The organism is Aromatoleum toluolicum, assembly GCF_012911005.2.
Classification (GTDB): domain Bacteria; phylum Pseudomonadota; class Gammaproteobacteria; order Burkholderiales; family Rhodocyclaceae; genus Aromatoleum; species Aromatoleum toluolicum.
In genome coordinates this window covers 49,999-76,951 of the sequence record NZ_WTVS01000008.1, presented here as the reverse complement: position 1 = coordinate 76,951, position 26,953 = coordinate 49,999, and the positions used below count along the sequence as shown (strand labels likewise).

24 protein-coding genes and 1 tRNA gene are annotated in these 26,953 nt (G+C 65.9%); 12 read left to right on the top strand and 13 right to left on the bottom strand.

Annotated features, from left to right (window positions below; genetic code table 11):
* Nucleotides 1-9 precede the first annotated feature (9 nt).
* From ispH to GPA27_RS05620, 3 genes are all read left to right on the top strand, one after another.
* On the top strand, nucleotides 10-948 hold the full coding sequence (gene ispH, locus GPA27_RS05630; RefSeq protein ID WP_169138421.1) for a 4-hydroxy-3-methylbut-2-enyl diphosphate reductase: 939 nt from the start codon (nucleotides 10-12) through the stop codon (nucleotides 946-948).
* A 232-nt stretch (nucleotides 949-1,180) separates the two neighbouring features.
* Entirely contained in the window at nucleotides 1,181-2,320 is a 1,140-nt protein-coding gene (locus GPA27_RS05625) for an efflux RND transporter periplasmic adaptor subunit (RefSeq protein ID WP_169138419.1), read from the top strand.
* A gap of 10 nt (nucleotides 2,321-2,330) precedes the next feature.
* Entirely contained in the window at nucleotides 2,331-5,435 is a 3,105-nt protein-coding gene (locus tag GPA27_RS05620) for an efflux RND transporter permease subunit (RefSeq protein ID WP_169138417.1), read from the top strand.
* Nucleotides 5,436-5,521: 86 nt separating this feature from the next.
* Here the strand turns inward: GPA27_RS05620 and GPA27_RS05615 are convergent, their stop codons facing one another.
* On the bottom strand, nucleotides 5,522-6,622 hold the full coding sequence (locus tag GPA27_RS05615; RefSeq protein WP_169138415.1) for an aromatic ring-hydroxylating oxygenase subunit alpha: 1,101 nt from the start codon (nucleotides 6,620-6,622) through the stop codon (nucleotides 5,522-5,524).
* A gap of 127 nt (nucleotides 6,623-6,749) precedes the next feature.
* On the opposite strand from GPA27_RS05615, the gene xseB reads away from it, so the two are divergent.
* The 4 genes from xseB to folE2 are packed head-to-tail and all read left to right on the top strand — an operon-like array spanning nucleotide 6,750 to nucleotide 10,644.
* A complete protein-coding gene (xseB, locus tag GPA27_RS05610; protein WP_169138413.1) occupies nucleotides 6,750-6,995 on the top strand; it encodes an exodeoxyribonuclease VII small subunit in 246 nt (81 codons plus the stop codon).
* Nucleotides 6,996-7,018: 23 nt separating this feature from the next.
* Nucleotides 7,019-7,888, top strand: a complete 870-nt coding sequence (locus GPA27_RS05605) for a polyprenyl synthetase family protein (protein ID WP_169138492.1) — start codon at nucleotides 7,019-7,021, stop codon at nucleotides 7,886-7,888.
* 23 nt (nucleotides 7,889-7,911) lie between these two features.
* On the top strand, nucleotides 7,912-9,777 hold the full coding sequence (gene dxs, locus GPA27_RS05600; protein WP_169138411.1) for a 1-deoxy-D-xylulose-5-phosphate synthase: 1,866 nt from the start codon (nucleotides 7,912-7,914) through the stop codon (nucleotides 9,775-9,777).
* Nucleotides 9,778-9,834: 57 nt separating this feature from the next.
* The gene (gene folE2 / locus GPA27_RS05595) at nucleotides 9,835-10,644 is read left to right on the top strand and encodes a GTP cyclohydrolase FolE2 (protein ID WP_169138409.1); all 810 of its coding nucleotides are present in this window, start codon (nucleotides 9,835-9,837) and stop codon (nucleotides 10,642-10,644) included.
* 95 nt (nucleotides 10,645-10,739) lie between these two features.
* On the opposite strand, the gene GPA27_RS05590 is transcribed toward folE2, so the two are convergent.
* The 7 genes from GPA27_RS05590 to GPA27_RS05560 all read right to left on the bottom strand — a co-directional run bounded on the left by GPA27_RS05590 (nucleotide 10,740) and on the right by GPA27_RS05560 (nucleotide 15,933).
* Nucleotides 10,740-11,189 (bottom strand): MaoC family dehydratase, encoded by a 450-nt coding sequence (locus GPA27_RS05590; RefSeq protein ID WP_169138408.1) that lies wholly within the window; start codon nucleotides 11,187-11,189, stop codon nucleotides 10,740-10,742.
* Between the two features lie 187 nt (nucleotides 11,190-11,376).
* Nucleotides 11,377-11,658, bottom strand: a complete 282-nt coding sequence (locus GPA27_RS05585) for a type II toxin-antitoxin system HicA family toxin (RefSeq protein ID WP_169138406.1) — start codon at nucleotides 11,656-11,658, stop codon at nucleotides 11,377-11,379.
* A gap of 71 nt (nucleotides 11,659-11,729) precedes the next feature.
* Nucleotides 11,730-12,650, bottom strand: a complete 921-nt coding sequence (locus tag GPA27_RS05580) for a spermine/spermidine synthase domain-containing protein (protein WP_308446323.1) — start codon at nucleotides 12,648-12,650, stop codon at nucleotides 11,730-11,732.
* Nucleotides 12,651-12,712: 62 nt separating this feature from the next.
* Nucleotides 12,713-12,789 (bottom strand) — tRNA-Pro (locus GPA27_RS05575).
* A 14-nt stretch (nucleotides 12,790-12,803) separates the two neighbouring features.
* Nucleotides 12,804-13,772, bottom strand: a complete 969-nt coding sequence (gene ispB / locus GPA27_RS05570) for an octaprenyl diphosphate synthase (protein ID WP_169138404.1) — start codon at nucleotides 13,770-13,772, stop codon at nucleotides 12,804-12,806.
* 87 nt (nucleotides 13,773-13,859) lie between these two features.
* A complete protein-coding gene (gene ugpQ, locus GPA27_RS05565) occupies nucleotides 13,860-14,606 on the bottom strand; it encodes a glycerophosphodiester phosphodiesterase (RefSeq protein WP_169138402.1) in 747 nt (248 codons plus the stop codon).
* Between the two features lie 7 nt (nucleotides 14,607-14,613).
* Nucleotides 14,614-15,933, bottom strand: a complete 1,320-nt coding sequence (locus GPA27_RS05560) for an extracellular solute-binding protein (RefSeq protein WP_211164844.1) — start codon at nucleotides 15,931-15,933, stop codon at nucleotides 14,614-14,616.
* Between the two features lie 152 nt (nucleotides 15,934-16,085).
* Here GPA27_RS05560 and GPA27_RS05555 point away from each other — a divergent pair, with 152 nt between their 5' ends.
* The 4 genes from GPA27_RS05555 (at nucleotide 16,086) to GPA27_RS05540 (ending at nucleotide 21,410) form a co-directional block, all read left to right on the top strand.
* The gene (locus GPA27_RS05555) at nucleotides 16,086-16,496 is read left to right on the top strand and encodes a hypothetical protein (protein WP_169138400.1); all 411 of its coding nucleotides are present in this window, start codon (nucleotides 16,086-16,088) and stop codon (nucleotides 16,494-16,496) included.
* A 129-nt stretch (nucleotides 16,497-16,625) separates the two neighbouring features.
* On the top strand, nucleotides 16,626-17,735 hold the full coding sequence (gene rlmM / locus GPA27_RS05550; protein WP_169138398.1) for a 23S rRNA (cytidine(2498)-2'-O)-methyltransferase RlmM: 1,110 nt from the start codon (nucleotides 16,626-16,628) through the stop codon (nucleotides 17,733-17,735).
* 205 nt (nucleotides 17,736-17,940) lie between these two features.
* Nucleotides 17,941-19,416: a DEAD/DEAH box helicase gene (locus GPA27_RS05545; RefSeq protein ID WP_169138396.1), complete on the top strand. Its 1,476-nt coding sequence runs from the start codon at nucleotides 17,941-17,943 to the stop codon at nucleotides 19,414-19,416.
* A 149-nt stretch (nucleotides 19,417-19,565) separates the two neighbouring features.
* Entirely contained in the window at nucleotides 19,566-21,410 is a 1,845-nt protein-coding gene (locus GPA27_RS05540) for an EAL domain-containing protein (RefSeq protein WP_246260953.1), read from the top strand.
* Between the two features lie 7 nt (nucleotides 21,411-21,417).
* Here the strand turns inward: GPA27_RS05540 and GPA27_RS05535 are convergent, their stop codons facing one another.
* The 4 genes from GPA27_RS05535 to GPA27_RS05520 form a co-directional block, all read right to left on the bottom strand.
* The gene (locus tag GPA27_RS05535) at nucleotides 21,418-21,750 is read right to left on the bottom strand and encodes a hypothetical protein (protein WP_169138392.1); all 333 of its coding nucleotides are present in this window, start codon (nucleotides 21,748-21,750) and stop codon (nucleotides 21,418-21,420) included.
* Nucleotides 21,751-21,858: 108 nt separating this feature from the next.
* Nucleotides 21,859-23,232, bottom strand: coding sequence for an NAD(P)(+) transhydrogenase (Re/Si-specific) subunit beta (locus GPA27_RS05530; protein ID WP_169138390.1), 1,374 nt, complete (start codon nucleotides 23,230-23,232; stop codon nucleotides 21,859-21,861).
* Nucleotides 23,229-23,525, bottom strand: a complete 297-nt coding sequence (locus tag GPA27_RS05525; protein ID WP_169138388.1) for an NAD(P) transhydrogenase subunit alpha part 2 — start codon at nucleotides 23,523-23,525, stop codon at nucleotides 23,229-23,231. Before GPA27_RS05525 ends, GPA27_RS05530 begins: the two co-directional genes overlap by 4 nt.
* 13 nt (nucleotides 23,526-23,538) lie before the next feature.
* The gene (locus GPA27_RS05520) at nucleotides 23,539-24,663 is read right to left on the bottom strand and encodes an NAD(P) transhydrogenase subunit alpha (protein ID WP_169138386.1); all 1,125 of its coding nucleotides are present in this window, start codon (nucleotides 24,661-24,663) and stop codon (nucleotides 23,539-23,541) included.
* A 271-nt stretch (nucleotides 24,664-24,934) separates the two neighbouring features.
* Between GPA27_RS05520 and corA the strand changes: the two genes are divergently transcribed.
* Nucleotides 24,935-26,032 (top strand): magnesium/cobalt transporter CorA, encoded by a 1,098-nt coding sequence (gene corA / locus GPA27_RS05515; protein ID WP_169138384.1) that lies wholly within the window; start codon nucleotides 24,935-24,937, stop codon nucleotides 26,030-26,032.
* On the opposite strand, the gene GPA27_RS05510 is transcribed toward corA, so the two are convergent.
* On the bottom strand, nucleotides 26,027-26,782 hold the full coding sequence (locus tag GPA27_RS05510; RefSeq protein WP_169138382.1) for a PP2C family protein-serine/threonine phosphatase: 756 nt from the start codon (nucleotides 26,780-26,782) through the stop codon (nucleotides 26,027-26,029). The two genes, corA and GPA27_RS05510, sit on opposite strands and share 6 nt — an antisense overlap.
* Between the last annotated feature and the right edge of the window lie 171 nt (nucleotides 26,783-26,953).

Sequence of the window (26,953 nt, the reverse complement as noted above, 5' to 3'; positions counted from 1 at the left end):
GAGACCACAATGAACGACCCTGAAATCCTGCTCGCCAACCCGCGCGGCTTCTGCGCCGGGGTGGAACGGGCGATCGAAATCGTCGAGCGCGCGCTGGAACGCTTCGGCGCCCCGATCTACGTGCGCCACGAAGTCGTGCACAATAAATTCGTCGTCGACAGCCTGCGCGCCAAGGGCGCCGTGTTCGTCGAGGAACTCGACGAGGTGCCCGCGGGCAACACCGTCATCTTCAGCGCCCACGGCGTGCCCCAAGCGGTGCGCACGGAGGCCGAGAAGCGCGGCCTGCGCGTGTTCGACGCCACCTGCCCGCTCGTCACCAAGGTGCACATCGAAGTTGCCCGCATGCGCGAGCAGGGCCGCGAGATCGTCATGATCGGGCACAAAGGCCACCCCGAGGTCGAAGGTACGATGGGCCAGGTGAAGGACGGCATCCACCTCGTCGAGAAGGTCGAAGACGTCGCGGCACTGCAGGTCGCCGACCCGGAGAAGCTCGCCTACGTCACCCAGACCACCCTCTCGGTGGACGACGCGGCCACCCTCGTCGCCGCCCTGCGCGAACGCTTCCCGGCCATCGTCGGACCGAAGAAGGACGACATCTGCTACGCGACGCAGAACCGGCAGGACGCCGTGAAATTCATGGCACCGCGCGTCGACCTCGTCTTCGTCGTCGGCTCGCGCAACAGCTCGAACTCCAACCGCCTGCGCGAAGTGGCCGAACTGCTCGGCGTGCCCGCCCACCTTATCGACAACGCCGACGGCATCGACCCGGCCTGGCTCGAAGGCAGGAAGCGCATCGGCGTGACGGCCGGCGCCTCGGCGCCGGAAGTGCTCGTCGATGCCGTCATCGAGCGCCTCAAGGCATTGGGCGGCGGCTCGGTTCGGACCCTCGAAGGGGTCCCCGAGCGCGTCACTTTTCCGCTGCCCAAGGAACTGCAGACCGACGCGTGAGCGCCCCGGCCCGCCGGTTCGTCCGTCATGACGGGCCCACGGCGGGGCGGTTTCCGCTTCAGCCATAGCGCGCGTGTTGCCAAGCGGCGAACAAGAGGGCTAAATATGCCGTTATCGAGCGTCGTGCGCCAAGCCTCCGGTCCGCACGCCGCTCGTGTGCCCAGACGCATCACCACCGAGCGTCGCTCGAGACCCGGTGATATCCAGCAGCCCCAGGGGAGCCCCTGCCGCGATGAAACGCCAACATTCCGAACGGCTGGCTGCGCTCTTGCCGGCCGCCGCGCTCGCCATCCTCGGGGCGTGCAGCGCACCGAATGCCGATGCGCCACAGCCCCCCGCCGCCGCCGCGACGTCCGCTGCCCGGCCGGCCCTCACCGTCGAAGTCACCAGCCCGCAGCCGGTCGCATGGAGCAGATCGATCCCCGCGACCGGCAATATTGCCGCCTGGCAGGAGACCATTGTCGGAAGCGAGATCGGGGGACTGCGCATCGCCCAGGTGCACGCGAACGTTGGCGACCGGGTCAGGAAGGGGCAGATCCTTGTGACCCTCGACGACGCCGTCGTGCAGGCCGACCTCGCCCAAGCTCGCGCGCAGCTCCAGGAGGCGCGGGCCATGCACGCCGAAGCGCGCTCCAACGGGGACCGCGCCCGGCGCTTCCAGCCGACGGGCATGATGAGCGAACAGCAGGTCACGCAGTACCTGACGGCCGAGCAGACCGCGAAGTCGCGCATCGAAATCGCCGCTGCACGCGTCCAGCTGGCTGAACTGCGCGTCCGGCAAACCCGCATCCTCGCCCCCGACGACGCCCTCATATCCGGTCGCGCCGCAACAATGGGAACCGTCCCGCAGGCGGGACAGGAACTCTACCGCCTCATCCTGCAGGGACGCCTCGAATGGCGCGCAGAGGTCGCGGCCGACGACATCGGCCAGATACGCGCCGGCGACACGGCAACGCTGAAGCTCGCCAGCGGCGAAACCGTCGATGGCCGCGTACGCAGCATCGCACCGTCGATCGACCCGCAGACCCGCAATGGAATCGTCTATGCCGATCTCGCCGATAGCACTGCGAAGGCTGGCATGTTCGCAAGTGGCGAAATTACGCCGGCCGCCCAGAAGGCTCAGCAATCGCTGAGTCTGCCGCAGTCCGCAGTGCTCCTGCGCGATGGCTTCTCCTACGTCTTCCGGGTAGGCCCCGACAAGAAGCTGACGCAGGTCCGCGTGGTGCCGGGCCGCCGCCGTGGTGATCGCATCGAGATTGTGTCCGGTGTTGCCGAAGGCGAACAATTCGCCCAGAGCGGCGTCGGCTTCCTCAACGACGGCGATCTGGTCGAGCTTGCGGCGGCCACACCCACCGCCTCGCCGCAGCAGTGAGGCGCGGGACATGAACGTTTCGGCGTGGTCGATCCGCAACCCGGTACCGGGGGTGCTTCTGTTCATCCTGCTGAGCCTGCTCGGCATGATGTCATTCGCACGCATGAAGGTGCAGAACTTTCCCGATGTCGACCTGCCCATGGTCGTGCTCACCGCGAGCCTACCCGGGGCGGCACCAGCCCAACTCGAAACGGACGTAGTGCGCAAGATCGAAAACTCGATCGCGACACTGCAGGACGTCAAGCACATCTATACGCGCATCCAGGATGGCGTCGCAACGATCACGACCGATTTCCGCTTGGAAAAGCCCGTTCAGGAAGCAGTCGACGACGTCCGGGATGCCTTTTCGCGCGTGCGCTCCGACTTGCCGGGCGACTTGCGCGACCCGGTCATCCAGCGGTTCAACCTTTCCGGCCTACCGATCGTCACCTACACGGTCGCTTCCACGACACTAGACGAAGAGGCACTTTCGTGGTTCATCGATAACACCGTCGCGAAGGCCCTCCTCTCGGTTCCCGGCGTCGGCCTCGTGTCCCGCGTAGGCGGCGCAACGCGCGAGGTACGTCTCGAACTCGATCCGGACCGGCTGCTTGCGCTCAACGTCACAGTCGCGGACATTTCCCGTCAGCTGCGAAGGATCCAGCTGGAATCCTCGGGAGGACGGGCCGATCTAGGCAGCGGCGAACAGGCGGTCAGGACGTTGGCGACAGCACTGAGTGCCGCGGAACTCGCGGACATGGAAATTGTGCTGAGCGACGGACGCAACGTGCGCCTGGGCAGCCTCGGCCGACTCGAGGACACGGTGGCCGAACGGCGCTCCGCGGCGCTCCTTGATGGCAAATCGGTCGTCGGTTTCGAGATCGTGCGTGCACGCGGAGCCGGCGAGATCGAGGTCGGCGCAGGGGTCGCCGAGCGGGTCCGCGAACTTTCCGCCACGCACCCCGACATCAGGTTTCGCGAGGCCTACAACTTCGTCGACCCGGTGCGCGAGGGTTACCACGGTTCGCTTTGGCTGCTCGCCGAAGGGGCGATCCTCGCGGTGATCGTCGTATGGTTCTTCTTGCGTGACTGGCGCGCGACCTTCGTCGCGGCAACCGCGCTGCCCCTTTCCGTGCTGCCTGCGCTGATCGGCATGGAGTATCTTGGCTTCACGATCAACGTCGTGACGCTGCTTTCGCTCTCGCTCGTGATCGGCATCCTCGTTGACGACGCCATCGTCGAGATCGAGAACATCGTGCGCCATCTGCGCATGGGCAAGACGCCCTATCAGGCGGCGATGGACGCGGCCGACGAGATCGGACTCGCGGTCATCGCCACCACCTTCACACTCGTCGCGGTGTTCCTGCCGACCGCTTTCATGAGCGGCATCTCAGGCAAGTTCTTCAAACAGTTCGGCTGGACGGCCTCGCTCGCGGTGATGGCTTCGCTGCTTGTCGCACGAATGCTTACCCCGATGATGTCCGCCTACATGCTGCGCCCCTTGCCACCCAAGACGCACGAAGGCCGCCTCATGGCCGCCTACCTCCGCTGGGTGCGTACCTGCCTGAACCGCCGCTGGGCCACGATGCTCGCTGCAACCAGTTTCTTCGTCGGCTCGCTCGCCCTGATTCCGCTCCTGTCCACCGCGTTCCTGCCCCCTGACGATCTCGCACAGACGCTCGTGTCGCTCGAACTGCCACCGGGAAGCCGCTTCAACGACACATTTCGTGCAGCCGAACAGGCCCGCGTGATCATCCAGCAGAACCCCCACGTGAAACAGGTCTACACCGCGGTCGGCGGCGGCAATGCAGGTGCCGACGCTTTCAGCCTGGGCGGCGCCCCCGAGGTCCGCAAGGCCTCACTCACGATCAACCTCACCCCCCGTGGCGAGCGCCCGATCACCAAGCAGGCGATCGAGGAGCAGTTGCGCCATTCCCTGCGCAGCCTGCCCGGCGTGCGCGTGCGCGTCGGGCTCGGCGCGGGCGGGGAGAAATACGTATTCACGCTGATCGGTGAAGATTCCGCGGTGCTGTCGCGTACGGCGAGGGAGGTCGAACGCGAACTGCGCACAATCCAGGGCATCGGCAATATCACCTCGAGCGCCAGCCTCGTGCGTCCGGAGGTCGTCGTTCGCCCGAATTTCGCCCGCGCAGCCGATCTCGGCGTCACCGCGGCCGCCATCTCGGACTCCCTGCGCATCGCGACTGCCGGCGACTACGATTTCGGCCTCGCGAAGCTCAATCTCTCGGAACGCCAGGTACCCATCGTCGTGCGCTTGCCCGAAGCCGCACGCGGCGATCTCGACCTCCTCGCGCGCCTGCCGGTGCCGGCACGGCAGGGGAACGTCATGCTCGGGAACGTCGCGGACATCAGCATCGAAAGCGGCCCATCCGAAATCGCCCGCTTCGACCGCCGGCGCAACATCAACTTCGATATCGAGCTCACAAGCCGCCCCATGGGCGAGATCGAAGCCGAGATCCGCGCGTTGCCCGCACTCAAAGCGCTCCCCCCAGGCGTTACGTGGCTGCCGATCGGCGACGCCGACGAGATGCGCGTCCTCTTCAAGAGCTTTGGCATCGCCATGCTCACGGGGGTGCTATGCATCTACATCGTGCTCGTGCTGCTGTTTCGTGAATTCACCCAACCCGTAACCATCTTGGCGGCGCTACCGCTGGCGCTGGGCGGCGCTTTCGTCGCACTACTCGTCGCCGGCAGCAGCTTCTCGATGCCCTCGCTGATCGGCCTGATCATGCTGATGGGCGTCACCAGCAAGAACTCCATCCTGCTCGTCGAATACGCGATCGTCGCGCGACGCGATCACGGCATGTCGCGATTCGACGCGGTCATCGACGCCTGCCACAAGCGCGCACGCCCAATCATCATGACCACGATTGCGATGGGCGCGGGCATGCTGCCGATCGCGCTGGGTCTCGGGGTCGACCCCTCGTTCCGCGCCCCCATGGCCATCGCCGTGATCGGCGGACTGGTCACCTCGACCTTCCTGAGCCTGCTCGTGATTCCGGTCGTCTACACACTCGTCGATGACGCGCTCGCGCGCTGGCGCAAGCAGCACGACCGCCGCACAGCGATCCGGGACGAACAGGAAGCAGCGGAAACCAGCCTGCGCCGCTCCTGACAAGAAAACGGGCCGCCCGCAGGCGACCCGTTTTTTTGCGCTCCTCGCACACGGTGCCGAAACGCACCGTGCAGCGGCATCGCGTATCAGAGGCGCTCACCCATGACACGACGGTAGAACTCGTGAAAGTGCTGCATCCCGTCCTCGTACGGAGACTGGTAGGGGCCGACCTCGTTGCGCCCCTCCTGCAGCAACGCCCAGCGGCCGCGATCCATGCGTTCGCCGATCACGTCATCCTCGATCGCCGTCTCCATGTAGGCGGCCTGCTCGGCCTCGACGAACTCGCGCTCGAACTCGACGATGTCCTCGGGATAGTAGAACTCGACGACATTGGTCGTGCGGTTCACGTCCGTCGGAATCAGCGTGCTGACCACCAGCACGTGCGGATACCACTCCACCATCACGTTCGGATAGTAGGTAAGCCAGATCGCACCCTGCTCCGGGCGCTTGTCGCCATAGTAGTCCAGTACCGCCTTGTGCCACTTCTGGTAGGTCGCGGACCCCGGCTTCGCGAGCGAGGTGATCCCCACGCGCTGCACCGAGTACCAGTCGCCGAACTGCCATGTCAGGTCGTCGCAGGTCACGAAGTTGCCCAGCCCCGGGTGGAAGGGCACGACGTGGTAGTCCTCCAGATAGACCTCGATGAAGGTCTTCCAGTTGTACTTGCACTCGTGGATTTCGACGCGGTCGAGTTTGTAGCCGGAGAAATCGAACCGCTCGCCCACGTTCATGCCGGCAAGATCGGCAGCGGCCGAACGCGGCCCGGCGAACAGCAGACCGTTCCAGTTCTCGAGCGCATCACGCTTCAGGTTGAGGCAGGGGTTCACGGGGAAATGCGGCGCCCCGAGCAGCTCGCCCTTCTGGTCGTAGGTCCAGCGGTGGATCGGGCAGACGATGCGCTCGGTCTTGCCGGAACCTTCGAGCATGATCGCCTGACGATGGCGGCAGATGTTCGAAAGCCGATGGACGCCGTCACCGCTGCGAAACAGGAGCTTGGAATGATCGAGCCACTCGAGCGACCGGTAGCTGCCGACCTCCGGCACCATCAACTCATGACCGACATAGCCCGGCCCGGCCTGGAACAACAGACGTTTTTCGAGCTCGAATACGCTTTCGTCGAAATACGCCGACACCGGCAACTGAGACACCGCCGGGGACAATTTGGCCTTGGAAGCAAGGTCGGACACCCCCGAACCTCCCATGAAAAGTCAAGAAATTCGGAAAAACCAGCAGACCATTTTATGCGAGAAGTAATTTGACCGCCAGTAGCCCGATCGGTTACTTTTCTCCCTTTTACTGGCCCCGCTTCGAGTCATGGCAAAGACGGCAAACTCGCCGAAATCCTTCGAATCGGCCATCGCCGAACTCGAATCGATCGTGCAGGAAATGGAAACCGGCAACATCACGCTGGAACAGGCGCTGGAACACTACCAGCGCGGCGCCGGCCTGCTGAGATACTGCCAGGAAACCCTGCAGGCGGCCGAGCAGCGCGTGCTTCAGCTCGAGAACGGCGCGCTCGCCCCGCTCGACAACCCCGAAGACAGGAGGAGCCCGGAGTGAGCGGGAATCATTTCGCCGCCTGGATGGAAAGCGTCCAGCACCGCACCGAATCCGCCCTCGGCACGATCCTCCCTGAAGCGTCCATTGCGCCGCAGCGCCTGCACGACGCGATGCGCTACGCCGCCCTGGGCGGCGGCAAGCGCGTACGTCCGCTCCTCGTGCATGCCGCCGGCGAGATCGCCGGCGCCGCGCCCGAGCGCCTCGACTGCGTCGCCTGTGCCGTCGAGCTCGTCCACGCCTATTCCCTCGTCCATGACGATCTGCCCTGCATGGACGACGACGTCCTGCGACGCGGCAAACCGACCGTGCATGTCGAGTACGACGAGGCGACCGCGCTGCTGGTGGGCGATGCGCTACAGGCGCTTGCCTTCCAGACCATTGCCGAAAGCCGCGTCAACGACGACCCGGCAGTACAACTCGAGATGATCACGCTCCTCGGTCGCGCCTCCGGGTCACGTGGCATGGCCGGCGGCCAGGCCATCGACCTCGGCGCCGTGGGCAAGCAACTCACGCGTGAAGAACTCGAGTTCATGCACATCCACAAGACCGGCGCCCTGATCCGGGCCTCGGTGCTGCTCGGCGCGCAGTGCGGCGCCCCGCTCGCCCCCGACGCACTGGCCCGCCTCGACCGCTACGGCAAGCTCGTCGGCCTGCTGTTCCAGGTCGTCGACGACATCCTCGACGCCCAGGCCGACACCGCGACGCTGGGAAAGACGGCGGGCAAGGACGCGGACCAGAACAAGCCGACCTACGTCACGCTGCTGGGCCTGGCCGAAGCGCGCACGCTGGCCGACGCCCTGCTTGCCGACGCCCGTGACGCCATCGCGTCCTTCGGCGCCGCAGCCGCCAGGCTGGACGAACTGGCGAACTTCATCGTTCACCGCCGATTCTGAATTCCGCTCTGCCGGACATCCACATGCCTCAGTACCCCCTGCTGCACCGCATCGACTCGCCATCCGACCTGCGCCGCTTCGAGCGGCGCGATCTGCATGCGCTTGCAACCGAACTGCGCGCCTTCCTGATCGAGTCGGTATCGAAGACCGGCGGACACCTGTCGTCGAACCTCGGCACCGTCGAACTCACGATCGCGCTGCACTACATCTTCGACACACCCGACGACCGCATCGTCTGGGACGTCGGCCACCAGACCTACGGCCACAAGATCCTGACCGGACGCCGCGAGGCGATGAGCGGGCTGCGCCGCTTCGGCGGCATCTCCGGCTTTCCGCGGCGCTGCGAGAGCGAGTACGACACCTTCGGGACCGCCCACTCCTCCACCTCGATCTCGGCCGCGCTGGGCATGGCGGTCGCCGCACGCGACCGCGGCGACGGCGAACGACGTTCGATCGCGGTCATTGGCGACGGCGCAATGTCGGCCGGCATGGCCTTCGAAGCGCTCAACAACGCGGGCGACACCAGCGACGTGAACCTGCTGGTGATCCTCAACGACAACGAGATGTCGATCTCGCCGCCGGTCGGGGCGCTGACCAAGATCCTCGCGCGCATGCTCTCGGGCAGCACCTACAACGCCGCGCGTCGCGCCGGCGAAAAGGTCCTCGGTGTCGCCCCGCCGATGCTCGACTTCGCCCGCAAGGTCGAGGAGCACGTCAAGGGCCTCATCACACCGGGCACGCTGTTCGAGGAGTTTGGTTTCCATTACTACGGACCGATCGACGGCCACGACCTCGACGCGCTCATCCCCACGCTGCAGAACCTCAAGAAACTCAACGGCCTGCAGTTCCTGCACGTAATCACGCGCAAAGGCCAGGGCTACAAGCTCGCCGAGGCCGACCCCATCCTCTACCACGGCGTTTCGAGCTTCGACCACCGTGCGGGCATCCAGAGCGGCAAGGGCGGTGGCAAGCTCAGCTATACCCAGATCTTCGGCGACTGGCTGTGCGACATCGCCGCGCGTGACGACAAGGTCATTGGCATCACGCCGGCAATGCGCGAAGGCTCGGGGATGGTGCGCTTCGCAAAGGAATTCCCCGACCGCTATCACGACGTCGGCATCGCCGAGCAGCACGCCGTGACGTTCGCGGCGGGCCTCGCGTGCGAGGGCTTCAAGCCGGTCGTCGCGATCTACTCGACCTTCCTGCAGCGCGCCTACGACCAGCTGATCCACGACGTCGCGCTGCAGAACCTGCCCGTCGTGTTCGCGATCGACCGCGCGGGCATGGTTGGCGCCGACGGCGCCACGCACCACGGCGCCTTCGACCTGTCCTACCTCGCCTGCATCCCGAACATGGTCGTAATGACGCCTGCCGATGAGAACGAATGCCGGCAGATGCTCTACACCGCCTACCGGCACAACGGCCCCGCGGCCGTGCGCTATCCGCGCGGCAGCGGCATGAACGTGCGCCCAGAGAACACGATGACCGAACTGCCACTGGGCAAGGGCGAAATCCGCCGCCAGGGCAGGAAGGTCGCACTGCTCGCCTTCGGCAGCCTGCTGACCAATGCGCTCCTCGTCGGCGAGGAGATCGACGCGACGGTCGCCAACATGCGCTTCGTGAAACCGATTGACGCGGCGCTGATCGAAGAACTGAGTGCCAGCCACGAACTGATCGTGACGCTGGAGGAAAACGCGGTGATCGGCGGCGCGGGGTCCGAAGTCGCACGCGTGCTCGAACGCCTGCCGCACCGGCCGCGCCTGCTGCGGCTTGGCTTGCCGGATCATTTCGTCGATCATGGAGACCAAAGCCAGCTGTTCGAACAGGTCGGGTTGCACCCCGCGGGGATCCTGAGCGCCATTGAGCGCATCTATGTGCGCAATAGCTGAGCGAATTTGTCGGGAAATGGTAGCATTGACCGGCTGCAACCAAACAGAGAACGCGACATGAAATCCCACGAGAGCCAAGCCATCCCTGACGTCCAGAACGCCAACGACAGTCGTCAGCTGGCCATCAACAAGGTTGGCATCAAGTCGATTCGCCACCCCATCCGCGTCAGCGACAAGAGCGGCGGCGTGCAGCACACGATCGCGACCTTCAGCATGTATGTCGGGCTTCCCCACAATTTCAAGGGAACCCACATGTCGCGCTTCATCGAGATCCTCAACGGCAACGAGCGCGAAATCTCGGTCGAGTCGATCGAGCCGATGTTGCGCGAAATGGTCAAGCGCCTCGAAGCCGAGACCGGCGTCATCGAGATGAGCTTCCCGTACTTCATCAACAAGACGGCCCCGGTTTCCGGCGTCCAGAGCCTGATGGACTACGAAGTAACCTTTGTCGCGGAAATGCGCGAAGGCGGCGAGTACGTGTTCGAAATGCGGGTCGTGGTGCCCGTCACGAGCCTGTGTCCGTGCTCGAAGAAGATTTCCGAATACGGCGCGCACAACCAGCGCTCGCACGTCACCGTGACCGCACAGACCAACGATTTCCTGTGGATCGAGGAGCTGGTCCAGCTCGTCGAGAGCCAGGCCTCGTGCGAGCTCTACGGCCTGCTCAAGCGCACGGACGAAAAGTTCGTGACCGAGCGCGCCTACGAGAACCCGAAGTTCGTCGAGGACATGGTTCGCGACGTCGCCGGCCTGCTCAACGCCGAGAAGCGCATCGACCGCTTCGTGGTGGAGTCGGAGAATTTCGAATCCATTCACAACCACTCGGCCTACGCGCTGATCGAACGCGACAAGCGCAACGACGTCTGATTCCACGCGACGCCTGAACGGAAAACGGGAGGCCGCACACAGCGGACCTCCCGTTTTCATTTTCCCGCAACGGCCCGCGAACGGACCGGGACACGTCAGTCGCGTGCGGGAACCATCATCTCCGCCTCGCCCTCCAGCACCACCTTGCCGCCGACCGTGCACACGGTATCGAAGATCGCACGGCGCTTCGGCGTGTTCAGCTCCTTCAGCGTGACGCGCGCCACTACCGTGTCGCCCGGTTTCACGGGCGCCTTGAACTTGAGCGTCTGCGACAGGTAGATGCAACCCGGCCCGGGCAGCTTGTTCGCGAACAGCGCGGAGATGTAGCTCGCCGACAGCATGCCGTGGGCAATGCGACCGCCGAACATCGAGGCCTTTGCGAACTCCTCATCGACGTGGGCAGGATTGGTGTCGCCGGAAACACCTGCGAACATCAGGATGTCGGCATCCGTCACGGTGCGGCCCGTCGCGGCGGACATGCCCACCTTCAGGTCCTCGTAGCGGTATCCGAGGAACTCGGAAAAGTCGCGCGTTTGTTCAGTCATCTCGGTTGGTTTCCCATGATTCCCCCTCCCGGCACGCAACAGTCGCGCGCGGCGCAGGGCTTTGTATTTGTCAAGACAGCCGGCCCGGCTCTCCGGGCTCGACCCTAACAGCATAACCCAACCAGCACGACACATGTGTGACAGACGGCAAGCGCCTTCCCCGCCGCGGGCTTCGACGTCGCCGCGGCTAGCCCCCGTGCTCCTGCTCGTACGCGGCCGGGCTGACTCCCGCATGCGCGAGATATTCGCGCAGCTGCTTGATGTCCTGCTTCGTGCAGGCGCTGCCGTGGTGCGGATAGTGCAGGAATCCCTCAACCTTGTTCAGCACGATACGAAAACGGGCGCCGTGCGCCGGCTCGATGGTCGCGCCGAGGTGATTGAGCAGCGACTCCACCTCGCGCCAATGAATGTTGGCACTGACGGGATCCTGGAAGATGGCGCGCAACAGCGCGATGTGCTTGTGGCTCATGATCTCGACCTCCTTCCGATGGCGCCCCTTCCGCTATGGCCGTGGCGCCCTTGCCCCGGTGCGCCGCGCCCTCAGTCGCCCCGCGTGCGGCGGGAGTCCTCTTCCCACAGGTCGGGGCGATAGTGTGCGCGGCGCTCGAGGCGCTGCTGGATACGTTGCGCCGTCGACATTATCCCAATCGGGTGGTGCGTGGCGAGCATTCGCGCACGTTCCAGCAACTGCCGGCGCCGCGGCGGAAAGCCACGCCCCTTGCATGCGAAAGCGATGCGGTTGCTGTCGTGCTCGGCGCCGATGGCGACGAAGCGGTCCTCGAAGCTGTCGCGGATGCGTGACGCGTACAGCCCGTAACGCCGGTCCCCGGACCACAGATTCACCGCCATGACCCCGCCGTCGGCGAGCATCGTGTGGCAGTCGTCGTAGAACCCTGCGGTACACAGGCAGTCGGGCTGGCCACCGCGATCGAAGCCGTCGATCAGCAGCACGTCCGGGGAGTGCTCCCGCCGGCGCACATAATCGGCACCATCGGCACGCACCACCCGAAAACGCTCTCCGTCCGGCGGGATGCCGAACGCGTCGCGCAGCTCGATCACATCCGGATCGATCTCGACGGCGGTGAACCGGACCTCCGGCAAGGTGCGCAGACAGTATTTCGCCAGCGACCCGCCGCCGAGTCCGATCATCACGATGTCGCACGGCTCGGGATTGAAGAGCAGGAATCCCATCATCGCCCGCGTGTAGTCGATCTCGAGGGTGCCGGGGTCGTCGAGCCGCATCTGGCTCTGCACCGTCAGGGCCCCGAAGTGCAGCGCACGCATTCCGTCCGTTTCGACGACATACGGACGCCCCTCCTCGCCTGCCGTCGCCGCGAGAGCGCAGTACCGCAACAGGGATTGCTGATCGAGCGCCATATCCATGCGCCGGTCACCATGCAACCGGCGATTCAGAATGTACGTCACCGCGTGGTGACAACGATGGTAACCCGCCGCGAACACGAACGCATCTACCGGGCGCGGAAATGAAAAGACCGCCTTGCGGCGGTCTTTTCACGGATTCTTGGTCGGGGAAAGAGGATTCGAACCTCCGGCCCCTGCGTCCCGAACGCAGTGCTCTACCAGGCTGAGCTATTCCCCGACGCTTTGCATTTGTCAGTGATCTCGACCAACTGCAAAGTCCGATAATTGTAGCAGCGCTTCTTTGAAAATGGAAGGGGAAAGTGCAGAAAGCGCGTCGGCCGCCAGCTTGGCCTCGGCACGCGCGTAGCGGCGCGTCTCCTCCAGCGCACCGGATTCATGGATCGCGACGAGGATCGCCGCAAAGTCATCGCGCCCGCCCGTTTCGATCGCCTTGCGCACGAGCGCAGCCTGTTCCGGCGTGCCGTGCTGCATCGTATGAATGAGCGGCAGCGTCGGCTTGCCTTCGGCCAGGTCGTCGCCGAGGTGCTTGCCGGTCGCGGCCTCGTCCGAGGAGTAGTCGAGCACGTCGTCGATGAGCTGGAAGGCCGTTCCCAAGTGCATGCCGAAGGCCGCGATCGACGCTTCCGTCGTTTCGTCCGCACCGCCGAGGATTGCGCCGAGGCGGGTCGCGGCCTCGAACAGCTTGGCGGTCTTGTAGCGGATCACGCGCAGGTAGTCTTCGATCTCGACATCGGCGTTGTGGCAGTTGAGCAACTGCAGCACCTCGCCTTCGGCGATGATGTTGGTCGCATCGGCCAGCACCTGCATGACGCGCATGTTGTCGACGCCGACCATCATCTGGAACGCGCGTGTGTACAGGAAGTCGCCGACCAGCACCGACGCGGCATTGCCGAACATCGCGTTTGCGGTCTTGTTGCCGCGCCGCAGCTCCGACTCGTCCACGACGTCGTCGTGCAGCAGGGTCGCCGTGTGGATGAACTCCACGACCGCCGCCAGCTGGTGATGGTGCGTCCCTTCGTACCCCATCGCACCAGCCGCGAACAGCACCAGCGCCGGACGCATGCGCTTGCCGCCGCTGTGGATGATGTACTCCGCAATCTGGCGGATCAGGACGACGTCGGAATGGAGACGCTGGCGGATGACCGCATCGACCGCCTGCATGTCGGCGGCGATCGGCGCGTAGAGCTGCTTGGTTGACAAGATGAAGCGCCCGGCGGAACAAAAGGAAGATGGTAGGGGGGCGGGTGGCGTGCCGTCAAGAATCGCACGCGGGCCGCTTGCGCGCGCTCACCGGCGCGGCGGCCGGACGATGTCGGGACGGTCGGTGATCACGCAATCGACACCCCAATCGAACAGCGTGACGGCTCGCGCGGGATCGTTCACCGTGTAGGTCACGACCCACAGGCCGGCAGCGCGCGATGCCGCGACGCAGTCGGCGTCGAGGTGGCGGTGATCGGCATGAAGGGCCGCTACGCGCAGCCTGCGGCAGCGCGCGAGCCAGTCCGGCGGTACGACCCCGACCAGCAGCCCCCGGCGCAGCCCGGGCGCGAGCGCGGCCGCGATCTCGAGCGCGCGTTCGGAAAACGACGACAACAGGACCGTGTCGGGCTCAGCGGCCCACAGCGTGCGCGCTCGGCGCACGACGCGCTCGGCCGTCTCGGCATCGGTTCCGTGCGACGGCTTGATCTCGAGGTTCACCGCCAACCCCAACGCCTGGCAGCGGGCCGCAGCAAGATCCAGGCAGGGAACGGGTTCGCCCGCGAAGCGCGGATCGAACCAGGAACCCGCATCGAGTGCGAACAGGGCGTCGTCGGAGGTGTGCGCGACCGGCCCGTACCCGTCGGTGGTGCGCTCGAGCGTTTCGTCGTGGATCAACACGGGCGAAGCGCTGCCGCTGAGCATCACGTCGAACTCGACGCCCCGACAGCCGTTCGCGGCCGCCGCGGCAAGCCCGGCCAGGGTATTTTCCGGCGCGAGCGCTCCGCCGCAGCGGTGTGCAAGCACCGCGGGGAGCGGGAACTCCGGGCGGTGCATCACGAACTCAGCGCGGAACGGGGAACATCGCCTGGACGCGCGTCACCGCGTTGTCCAGTGCTTCCTTGGCCGGCTTGCGGTCGGCCCACACGGCACTCAGCTCCTCGTCGAGGATACCCAGCACCCGCGCCCGACCGATGAAGCTCGACGCGCTCGAATCCGCCGTTGCAGGCCTGTTCCCCAGTTGGGCGACCGCGACCTTGACGTTCTCGAGGTCGGCGCCGAGGACGTCACTCTGCGCGGCGAACAGGCCGGCGCGGTTGAGCGGCAGGTAGCCCGATTCACGCTGCCATGCGACCTGGTTCTCGGGTTGCAGCCAGAAGGCGACGAAGCGCGCGACGCCCTTGTACTCGGCCGGCTTCTTGCCCGCCGCGACCCACATCGCAGCACCGTCGGCAAGGGTGTTCTGCGGGGCGCCGGGGAAATCCTCGTGATACGGCAGCGGCGCAATGCCGATGTCGAATCCGGCCTTGCGGCGGAAATCGGTCCAGCTGGACGACGGGGCGGCGATGACGGCGCACTCGCCCGAGGCGAAGCGCTGTTCGGCCTCGGACTGGGCGTCGAAGGTGTGGAGATAGCGCGCGCGATGCCAGCTTGCCATCATCGCGACATGCTTGACCTGCAGCATGCCGTTGAAGGCGGGACGCTCACCCTTGCCCTGGCGTGCCGCGACCGGCTCGTTGTGCCAGGCGCTGGTGTTGCCGATCATCACGCGCCCGGGCTGGGACACCGTATAGGGGCATTTCGAGCCCGCATCGAAGAGTTGGCCGAGCGCCTGCTGCAGATCGAACCAGGTCTTGGGCGGCGCGTCGGGGTTGAGCCCCGCGCGCTGGAATTCCTTGCGGTTGATGTACATGACGGGCGTCGAGAGCCCTACCGGAAGCGCCAGCAGCTGCCCCTTGGCATCCGTGAGGGCGCGATCCATCATCGCCGGCGGCTTGAGCGTCTGCAGCGGCACGCCCGCTTCGCGCATCACTCCGGAGAGGGCCTTGTAGCGCGGCTTTCCGGCGCCGAGGAACTGATCTTCGGCGCTCCCCTCCAGGATCGCCATGTGCGGCGCGTCCGTGTCGCTCCACGTCGCGGCCTGGACGACGAGGCGATAGTCCTTGCTGCCCTCGTTGAAGCGTGCGGCGAGCTTCTGCAATGCCTCTTCGCGCTCGGGGCCGAGCTGATGCACGAGACGGATCTCCGTCGGCCCTGCCGGCGCTGCGGCCGCCTTGGCTGGTTTCGCCTTGGCCGCATGCGCGGCGACCGGGATTCCGACACACACCATCGCGGCGACACCGGCCACGACACCATTGCGCAACATTCGAGCCAAGGGCTTCATTCCTGCTTCCTTAACGACCGTAGAATGCCAAAAGTCTCATTATAAGACCCTTATGACTGGACGAACCTGACCGGGATTCCGACATTGCGTCAAGATTTTTCCTCCGCGGACGTTATAGATCTCGAACCCCGTGACAGGTACAAGGTAACTCCATGCTCGCGCAACGTGTGATTCCACTTTTCCTGCTCCTGAGCCTCGGCGCCTGCGAGCAGCTGAGCAACGCGCTCGACCTGCCCGACCCACAGAAGACGGCCGCCCTTGCCGAAGCCGAGGGAAAGGCGATCGGCGGCGCCTGCCGGCACGCCGGCCGCTCGCTGGAAGACTGCTACGCGCTCAATGCCAAGGCGCAGAAGGCGGCCATCTTCGCCGGCTGGCGAGAGATGAACGACTACATGACCCAGAACAACCTGTCGAACGTACCGTCGCAGATCGCCCATCCCCAGGCACCGATCCCGCCGGCGGCCCATGCGGCGGCCGGCGGCACACCTGCTGCGACGGATGCAGGCTCGGCCGCGGCACCCGTGGAAGATCGAGCGGCGAAGCGCCCGCGCGCGGCCCAGTAATGGGCATGTCATGAGCGGCGGGACGCCGGATGCTTTCCGGCGCTTTGCGGCACCTCCGCCGCGGCTTATCATCCGCGGCCATTCGATAACACCACACAGCGCGGCAGTTCCCGCAGCGAGCCCCTCCCCATGTCCCTGACCCCTTCGCAGCGATCCGGCTTTGCCGCCAACGGCCTCCTTGCCCTTTGTCGTGCCGGCTTCGAGAAGGAAGCCGCCGCCGAACTGGATGAATTCGCCGCCGGACTCGGGCTGATGGGCTTCGTGCGCGCCCAGCCGGGTGAGGCGTTCGTGGTGTTCGAAACGCCCGAACCGGTTCCGTTCACGGAGCTCGCCGAACGCTGCGACTGGCGCAGTCTGATCTTCGCCCGCCAGCTCCTGCCGTGGTTCGCGCGCATCACCGACCTGCCCGAACGCGACCGCGCAACGCCCATCGTCGCGGCAGTGCGTGCGAGCGGCCAGCGCTTCGCAGACCTGCTGCTGGAAACGCCCGACACCGACGAAGCGAAGCAGCAGTCCGGGTTCTGCAAACGCTTCACCGCACCGTTGCAACGCGAGTTGGACAAGGCCAACACCTTCCGCGAACGCGCGAAGGGCCTGCCGGCGCTGCACGTGTTGTTCGCCGACGCCCATACGGCCTGGCTGTGTGCCGCACTTCCGGGCCGCGCCGCGCTGTGGCCGATGGGCGTGCCGCGCCTGCGCATGTTGCGCGAGGCGGCAAGCCGGTCGACGCTGAAGCTCGCCGAGGCGTTCTTCACACTGCTCACCGAGGACGAACGCAACGCCAGCCTGCGCCCGGGCCTGCGTGCCGTGGACCTCGGCGCCGCGCCCGGCGGGTGGACCTGGCAGCTCGCGCACCGGGGGCTGCGTGTCACTGCGATCGACAACGGCCCAATGGCGCCGTCGGTGATGGCGACGGAGATGGTGGAGCATGTGCGGGCGGACGGATTCACGTGGCGGCCGCCGCGCCCCGTCGAATGGCTGGTATGCGACATGGTCGAGCAGCCAACGCGCATTGCGGCGCTGGTGGCCGACTGGATCGGCACGGGCCGCTGCCGCAGGGCGATCTTCAATCTCAAGCTGCCGATGAAGAAGCGCCTCGAGGCGGTCGAACAGTGCCGCGCCATCATCGCCAAACGGCTCGGGCCGCACGGGCCGTTCGAGCTGCGTTTGAAGCACCTTTACCACGACCGCGAAGAGATCACCTGCTACCTCGCGCTGCGCAATCCGGGCGGCGTCTGAGCGCACGATTCCCTTAAGGGCGACCCGCTCCCTGCATCGCAACAAACGGGGGCGATCGTGCATGTATAATGCGCGTTTTAAAGCACCCGGCCTGCCGGTTGGCGCGAGCCCTTTCCGGAACCCCGACGTTCCGGTCTCAGTTCCTCCAGTCGCCTCTTCTGGCGTCGCGCCCGACGCGACAGGCCCCCATGGAAGATAGGCGCCTATGAGCTTCGCCGACCTCGGGTTGATCCCCGAGTTGTTACGCGCTGTGGCCGATACCGGCTACACGACCCCTACCCCGATCCAGCAGCAGGCCATCCCTGTCGTGTTGTCCGGCCGCGACGTGATGGGCGGCGCCCAGACGGGTACCGGCAAGACGGCCGGCTTCACGCTGCCCTTGCTGCAACGCCTTTCCCGCCACGCCAGCACCTCGACGAGCCCCGCGCGCCACCCGGTGCGCGCGCTGATCCTCGCGCCCACGCGCGAGTTGGCGATGCAGGTGTACGAATCGGTAAAGACCTACAGCAAGTACGTCCCGCTGCGCAGCACCTGCATCTACGGCGGTGTCGACATGAAGCCGCAGATCCAGGAACTGCGCACTGGCGTCGAGGTCGTCGTCGCCACGCCCGGACGCCTGCTCGACCACGTGCAGCAGAGGACCATCGTGCTGAACCAGGTCGAGATGCTGGTGCTGGACGAGGCCGACCGCATGCTGGACATGGGCTTCATCCCCGACATCCGCCGCATCCTCGATCTGCTGCCGGCCTCGCGCCAAAGCCTGCTGTTCTCTGCGACCTTCTCCGACGAGATCAAGAAGCTCGCCGACCAGATGCTCAAGGAGCCGCAGCTGATCGAGGTCGCGCGCCGCAACATGGTGTCCGAAACGATCACGCACCGCGTGCACCCCGTGTCGGCCGGCCTCAAGCGCAACCTGCTGGCGCACATCCTGCGCCACGAACCGGACACCCAGGCGCTGGTGTTCGTTGCAACCAAGATCGAATGCGGACGCCTTGCGCACTTCCTCGAGCGCCACGGCATCGCTGCCGACGCGATCCATGGCGACAAGGGACAGGCGCAGCGCACCGAAACGCTGGAAGCTTTCAAGTCGGGCAAGCTGCGGGTGCTGGTGGCGACCGACGTCGCCGCGCGCGGGCTGGACATCGACGACCTGCCCTCGGTGATCAACTTCGAGTTGCCGCACACTGCGGAAGATTACGTGCACCGCATCGGCCGCACGGGCCGAGCGGGTCGCCAGGGCCGCGCGGTGTCGCTGGTGAGCTCCGAGGAAAAGCATCATCTCGCTGAGATCGAGAAGCTGATCAAGCTGCAGATTCCGCAGGAAGCCGTACCGGGCTTCGAGCCCGAACCCGACTTCCATGACGCCGGGACGCGCGGCAGGGGCCGCCGCGGCCCATCCGCGAAGACGTCCGACGCCCCGCGCGAATCGGCACCGCGCGAGCCGGCAGCGAGCGCCCGCAGCACGGCCCCCGCCCGAAACGCCGACACGCGGCGCCGCGGCAAGTCGACGATCGCCGCGGACGGATTCGATTTCAGCAAGCCCTACGAGCCAACCACTTCCGTCGCAGCGACCGCCGCAAGCCTGCAACCGACGGAAGCCGCCACCGACAAGCACGGCGCGCCGCCTCGCCGTCACGTACGCCCCATCGCGGTCCTGCTGGGCGGACTGGGCCGCAAGTAAGCCGTCCGACGGGCGACTGCGCGCAGCGGACGGCAATCGGGTGGAATTGGGGCCACCATTGCCAGCTATTCGGCGCAATCGTTGCGACACGTTCAAGTATTCTGGGGCAACGCCGAAACATCGCCCGAATACGTGGAATGATCGACCCCATGAACGCAGCCCGTCGCCCGCAGGGTAACGAAAACCCCGAAGAGCCCTTCATCCCGGATTTCTCCGAAGGCGCGGAGACGGGGCTCTACCTTGCTCTCTTCGAGCTGATCGACGAGGGACTGATCATCACGGGCGACGAGGTCGTGCTGGAAGCCAACAGCGCGGCCTGCCGCCTTCTCGAACGCGACTACCGGCAGATTGCCGGCAAGCCCCTCGCCGACCTCTTTCCTTCCGAGCGCGATTTCCTCGACGCGCGCGCCCGTCTCTTCATTCAGGGCGAGATGCGCGGCAGCCTGCGCGTGTCCTTGCCGGGCGAGCGGCATCGCGACCTGCGCTTCGTTGCCGCGGCGCGCATCCGACCAGGCATCCACGCGCTGATCCTGAGCCCGGACGTCATCGCCGAGGCCTACGCAAGCAGCACATTCGACGAAACGCCGGCAGTCGATGCGTTGTGGCCACGGCTTGCCGCAGCGCTCGAGCAGCCGGTCATCGTCATCGACGAGCGCGACCGCATCGCCGCTGCGAACGCGGCGGCCCTCGGCGCACTGGGGCTCACGCGCGGCAGCCTGGTCGGGCAGGCGATCGGCGATTGTCTCGACATCGACTGGCCGACCGCGGACGCCGCCCAGGTCGCACGGCTGAACGTACCGGGACGTGCCGGCAAATTCGCCGCACGCGTGCTCGCCGGACCGAAGCCGGACTGGCGTCTGCTGATCCTTCCGCCCGCACAGCACGGCACGGCTACGGATAACCTGCCTGCGGGACCCGGCGAGAGCGTGCTGGAGCGCATGTTCGTCGACAGCCCCTTGCCGACGATGCTGTGCGAGGGGCCGCAGCTGCGCATCCTTGCCGCCAACGCGGCCGCGGCGCGGGTGTATGGCTATTCGCGCGAAACCCTGTGCACGATGGAAATCGGCGCCCTGCGCACGACTCCGGGCGACGGCCGGCATGCCGCCGAACCGGGCATCTGGCAGCACCGGCGTCGCGACGGCAGCACCTTCGACGTCGACGTCGTCACGTATGCGCTGGACGCAACCGCCCATCCCGGACTCGTGGTGGTGATGCACGATCTGCCCGACGCGCCCCTGCTGGCCTTCGAGACGCGCTTGCGCCAGGCCGTCGATCTCGGTCAGCTGGACGTCCATTTCCAGCCACTGGTAGACGTCCGCGACGGCACCGTGCATGCGGGAGAAGCCCTGCTGCGCTGGCAGCATCCCGAACTCGGGCTGATCCCGTTCCAGCGTTTCGGCGGCGTCGCCCGCGATTCGGGCCAGCTCGTGCGCATGGGCGACTGGGTGCTGCATGCAGCCTGCACGGCCGCAGCGGCATGGCCGCGGCACGATGGTGGTCTCGTGCGCGTCGTCGTGAACGTGGCACTCGAGCAGTTGCTGTACGGCAATCTCGCGGAACGCGTACAACATGCGCTGAGCGCGTCGGGCCTAGACCCCGCGCGGCTGGAGCTGGATCTCGACGAGCGCGTGCTGAACGACGAGCACACCCGCCTGATCGGAATGCTGCAGACGATCGCGGAAAAAGGGGTACGGCTTGCGATCGACGATTACGGCCGCGGCCTGTCGTCGATTCCCCGGCTCAAGCGCTATCCGCTGCACGCCCTGAAGCTCGACCCCCTGCTCGTGCGCGAGGTCGGAATTCGCGAGGACAGCGAGGCCATCGTCGAGGCGATCACCGGCATGGCCGGGGTGCTCGGACTGGAAGTGCTCGCGCGCGGGGTCGAGACCGAGGCGCAGGAAGCCTTCCTGTCCGCCCTTGGATGCCGGTTGCAGCAGGGGCCACTCTTCGGCCCGCCGATGACGACGGACTCCTTCTGCGGCTTTCTCGCCTAGCGGCGGATCAGTAAGCGAGCAGCGTCCGGCAGGTTTCCGCGCGGCCGGTGATGCGGCTGAAACTCGCGAGCTGCGCCTTCACGAAATCGTCCGGCACGCGGTCATCTGCGCAGTAATCGCGCAGCTGCAGCGCATAGGCGAGGTTCTGGAGGTCACGCTGCGTGCGCGACAACGCGGGATAGCGGTAGCCGGCGGTATCGCGGAAGGGGCGATCCGGTTTAGCTGTTTCCGGCGCTACAGCAGAGGCAGACGGCGTGTCCGCTCTCGCGGGCACGGTCTGCGCCGGCAGGGCCGCGGGGAACAGCAGGGTCACACTCGCAAACAGGGCGCGCAGTTGCATCGGCCAGTCCTCGCCAATCACCGGTTCCCGATTTTACGGCACGACCCGCCGCTGACTGAAGCGGCCTGCGGCCCCTTGCGGGCGCCGCAGGCCGCCTACGGACGACGCTCAGACCTCCAGCGCCTTCACGTGGGTGATGACTTCGCCGATGATCTGCTGCGCGCTGCCGTACAGCATGCGGCAGTTGTCCCTGAAGAACAGCGCGTTCTCGATACCGGAGTAACCCGCGCCCTGGCCGCGTTTGACGACGATGACGTTGTGCGCCATGTCGACGTTGAGGATGGGCATGCCGTAGATCGGGCTGGACTTGTCGGTGCGCGCGACCGGGTTCACGACGTCGTTCGCGCCAATCACCAGTGCCACGTCCGCCTGCGGGAAGTCGGCGTTGATTTCCTCGAGGTCGAAGATCTTGTCGTAGGGCACGCCGGCTTCGGCGAGCAGCACGTTCATGTGACCCGGCATGCGGCCCGCGACCGGATGGATCGCGAACACCACCTCGACGCCACCTTCTTCCAGCAACTGCGCCATCTCCCACACCTTGTGCTGCGCGCCCGCCACCGCCATGCCATAGCCCGGCACGATGATGACCTTGGAGGCATAGCGCATGACCGAGGCCGCATCGAGCGCGGAGAGCTCCTTCATCGAGCCCTCGATCGCCTCGCCACCGCCCGCAGCCTCACCGGTGATCGGCGTGAAGATGATGTTGCGGATCGGGCGGTTCATCGCCTTGGCCATCAGCTGGGTGAGCAGCGTACCGGAGGCGCCCACGACGATACCCGCTACGATCAGCGCCGGGTTGCCGAGCACGTAGCCCTCTAGGCCCACCGCCAGACCGGTGAAGGCGTTCAACAGCGAGATCACCACCGGCATGTCGGCACCGCCGATCGGGCTGGTGAGGATCGCACCGAGCGCCAGCGCGACGACGAAGAAGGCGATCACGAGGGCCGATGGCGGCGTCTCGACGACCACGATGCCCAAGCCCAGCAACACGGCGAGTGCGGCGAGGCCGAGGTTCACCATGTTCTGCGCCGGCAGCCGCCAGGCCTTGGTCATGATGCCCTGCAGCTTGGCGAAGGCGATGCACGAGCCGGAGAAGGCGACAGAACCGATCAGCGCGCCGAGCACCGCCAGCGTGGTGCCGGCCACGCCGTGCGTGCCGCCACGCGCGAACTCGAGCGCCGCGATCGCAGCCGCCGCACCGCCGCCCATGCCGTTGTAGATCGCGACCATCTGCGGCATGTCGGTCATCTTGACCACCCGCCCACTCCACCACGCGATGCCGCCGCCAAGCACGATGGCGGTGATCATCAGGCCGTAGTTCTGCATGCCCGGCGTGTAGAAGGTGACGAGAGTGGCCGCGATCATCGCGTAGCCTGCCCAGACGATGCCCTTGCGCGCGGTGACCGGCGAGCTCATCGCCTTCAGGCCGAGAATGAACACCACGGCGACGCCAAAATACGCCAACTGGATGAGGCCGCTCATTGCGCACCTCCCGACTTCGACTTGAACATCGCGAGCATGCGCTCGGTCACGACATAGCCGCCAGCCGCGTTGGCCGCACCGAGGAACACCGCGACGAAGCCGATGGCCAGTTGTGCCGGATCCTCCGGATCGGCGTGGCCGAGGACGACCATTGCGCCGACGAGCACGACGCCATGGACAAAGTTCGACCCCGACATCAGCGGGGTATGCAGGATGACCGGCACGCGCGAAATCACCTCGTATCCGGTGAATGCGGCCAGCATGAATATGTACAGCGCGGTAATGCCTTCCACTTTGCGTCCCCCTTTACAGTCCCAGAACCTGCTTGACGCCCGCGTGCCGCAGCTCGCCCGCGTGGGTGAGGCAGCAGCCGGCCACAACTTCGTCCTCCCAGTCGAGCACGAGCTCGCCGTCCTTGATGAAGGGGGAGATGAAGTTGAAGAGGTTCTTGGCGTACATCTCGGACGCATGCACGGGCATGCGGCTGGCGATGTTGGTGGGGCCAATGAGGAGCACGTCGTTGACCCAGGTCTTCTCGCCGGCGATGGTGCCCTCGACGTTGCCGCCGGAGTCGGCCGCCATGTCGACGACGACCGCGCCCGGCTTCATGCGCGCGACCATGTCGGCGGTGATGATCCTGGGCGCCTTCTTGCCCGGGATCGCGGCGGTGGTGATCAGCGCGTCGCACTGCGCGACGGCCTTTGCGAGGCGTTCGGCCTGTTTCGCCTTCTCCTCGTCGGTCAGTTCGCGCGCGTAGCCGCCCGTACCGGCAGCGGACACGCCGGTGTCGACGAACTTCGCGCCCAGCGATTCGATCTGCTCGCGCGTCTCGGGGCGCACGTCGTAGGCCTCCACCATCGCGCCGATCCTTCGGGCGGTGGCGATGGCCTGCAGGCCCGCGACACCCGCACCGATCACGAGCACCTTGGCCGGACGGATCGTGCCGGCCGCATAGGTGAGCATCGGGAAGAACTTGGGGCTGTGGTCGGCGGCGATCAGCGCGCACTCGTAGCCGGCGACGGCGCCTTGGCTGGAGAGGGCATCCATGCTCTGCGAGCGGGAGATCCGTGGCAACAGTTCGAGCGCGAAGCTGCTGATCTGTTTTTCCATCAGCTGCTGCACGCGCTCGGCGCTGGACCAGGGCTGCAGCATGCCCAGCAGCACCGCGCCCGGTTTCATCGCCGCGATCAGCTCTGCCGAAGGCGGCTGAACGCACAGCACGGCGTCGGCCGCGGCGCACAACTCGACGCCGCTCGACGCGAACTGGACCTCCGCGAACATGTCGTCGCGCAGATGCGCGGACACGCCGGCGCCGGTCTGGATCATGACCTTGGCACCGAGGCCGAGGTATTTCTTCACTACATCGGGAACGACCGACAAACGTCGCTCGCCCGCAATCGCTTCCGCTGGCACTCCGATCAACAGAGCCATTGGTGTCCTCCCAGACTGGGTTGGTAAATGTGTACGCTTGCGCGGGCCAACTCCGACGGCGGACATAGCAACACTGCGGCCGACTGCTCCGCAACGCAATTTCCGTTTTCGACTCTCCGATGATCCGCGACTGAATCTGCAGGTGCTTGCGCCATCACCTGTTCTATTGTTTCGATGCAAACTGCAAATTCCTTGCAATTTGCGCAGGGCGCTTGACGGATAATACCGATTGCGATTTACAGCGCAACCTGTTCATGCAAGAAAGTTCCCGATGAAGACCTCACGCAACGGCACCCGACGCCGGAAAACAAAGGCCATCACCACGGCGAAGGCCGGTCTTCCACCCGGTTCGCTGGTCCACGTCGGCGCGGTGAAGACCGATCGCCCCGAGATCACGCTTATCGCCTACGACGAGAACGGAATCGAGGAGAGCCGCTTCGCGAGCATCGTCGAATCGCGCGAATACAAGCCGGCACACAACCGTCTGTGGCTCAATGTGCACGGCCTGCAGGATGCCGAGATCCTCGGCGAGATCGGGCGGCGCTTCCACCTGCATCCCTTGGTGCTCGAAGACATCCTTAACACGCACCAGCGACCGAAGATCGAGGACTATGGCAGCTACCTGTTTTGCGTCCTGCGCGTGTTCGAGTACGACCCGGAATCGCGCACGCTCGGTTCCGACCAGGTCAGCGTGGTTCTGGGGGAAAACTTCGTCCTGACCTTCCAGGAGCGGCGCACGGGCATCTTCGAGCCGATCCGTGACCGCCTGCGCACGCCCTTGGCACCCATACTGAAGCGCGGCACGGACTACCTCGCCTACACCCTGCTCGATGCCGTCATCGACCGATATTTCATCGTCGTCGACCAACTCGGCGACACGGCCGAACAACTCGAGGACGAGGCACTCGCAAGCCCCACCCCGGAGCTGCTACGCACGATCAATCTGGTCAAGCACGACACCCAGCTGCTGCGACGCGCAATCTGGCCGCTGCGCGAGGTCCTGAACAGTCTGCTGCGCGGAGAAAGCGCATTCTTCCAGCAGGAAACCCGCCTCTACCTGCGCGACGTTTACGACCACACCATCCATGTGATCGAGACGCTGGATGCCGTGCGCGAGTTGCTCGGCGACCTGATGGACATCTACCTGTCGGCCGTCAGCAACCGGCTGAACGTCGAGGTACGCATCCTCACGGTGCTGACGACGCTGTTCCTGCCGGCGACACTCATCACCGGCATCTTCGGCATGAACTTCGAACGGATGCCCTTGATCGCGGACGAACAGGGTTTTTCCGTCGCGCTGGCGATCATGGCCGCAGTCGCTGCCGCGATGGCCGCGGCGTTCTGGCGGCGCAACTGGCTCAGGCTATGAGGCGGAAGCCTCGACGAGCTTGATCAGCGCCAGGGAGATGTTGTCGCCCGAGCCCGCCCCGCGCTTGCGCGCCCGCTCGATGAGCACCTCGGCAGCATCACGGGCGCGGCGCGAGCATACCTCCGCGGCGATCTCCGCATCCGAGAGCAGGCCCCAAAGCCCGTCCGAACACAGGAGAAAACTGTCGCCGGCCTGCGGCCGGACAGCCTGTCCGAGGGCCACCTCGGGAGGCCTCTCGCTTCCCAGGCAGGACAGCAGGACATTGCGCTGGGGGTGAATGCGGGCTCCGGCATCGTTGAGCTTCCCCTTGCGCTGCAAGTCGCCGACGATGGAATGGTCCTCGCTGCGGGCCACCAGGGCGTTATCACGAAAGTGATACAGGCGAGAATCTCCGCAATGCGCCCAGCGTATCTCGCCGGGTTGCAGCACGAACACCACCGCGGTGCTGTGAGGCTCCTTCTCGCTCGTCAGACGCGTGAGGCGGATGATCAGGTGAGCCTCGCTGACGATGGTGTTCAGCAGGCTCCCGGCATCCTCCGAGCGCGGCGAATAGTCATCGAAGTTCTGCCGTGCCTTGAGCAGCACCTGCTCTGCCGCCATGGCCCCGCCGGTATGCCCGCCCATCCCGTCGGCCAGTACCGCCATGAGCATCCCGGGCTGGCGCGGGTGCGCGAACACCCCCACCCGGTCCTGCTGTTCGCGCCGATCACCGATGTGGCTCGCAACGCAGGTTTCTACGGTAATTGGCATGGGCGACAAGGCTCGTTCTTTTTCGCCGATATTACAGTGCCTACCCAATTGGCGGTAGATCGCGCGCCGCCGGCTTGCACGTCGTCGTGACGAGAATCACACCCCGAAAGGGGCATCGGCGCGCCACCCCCGCGATGCTGCCGCACGGGGGTGGCGAGGACGCGAGCACGA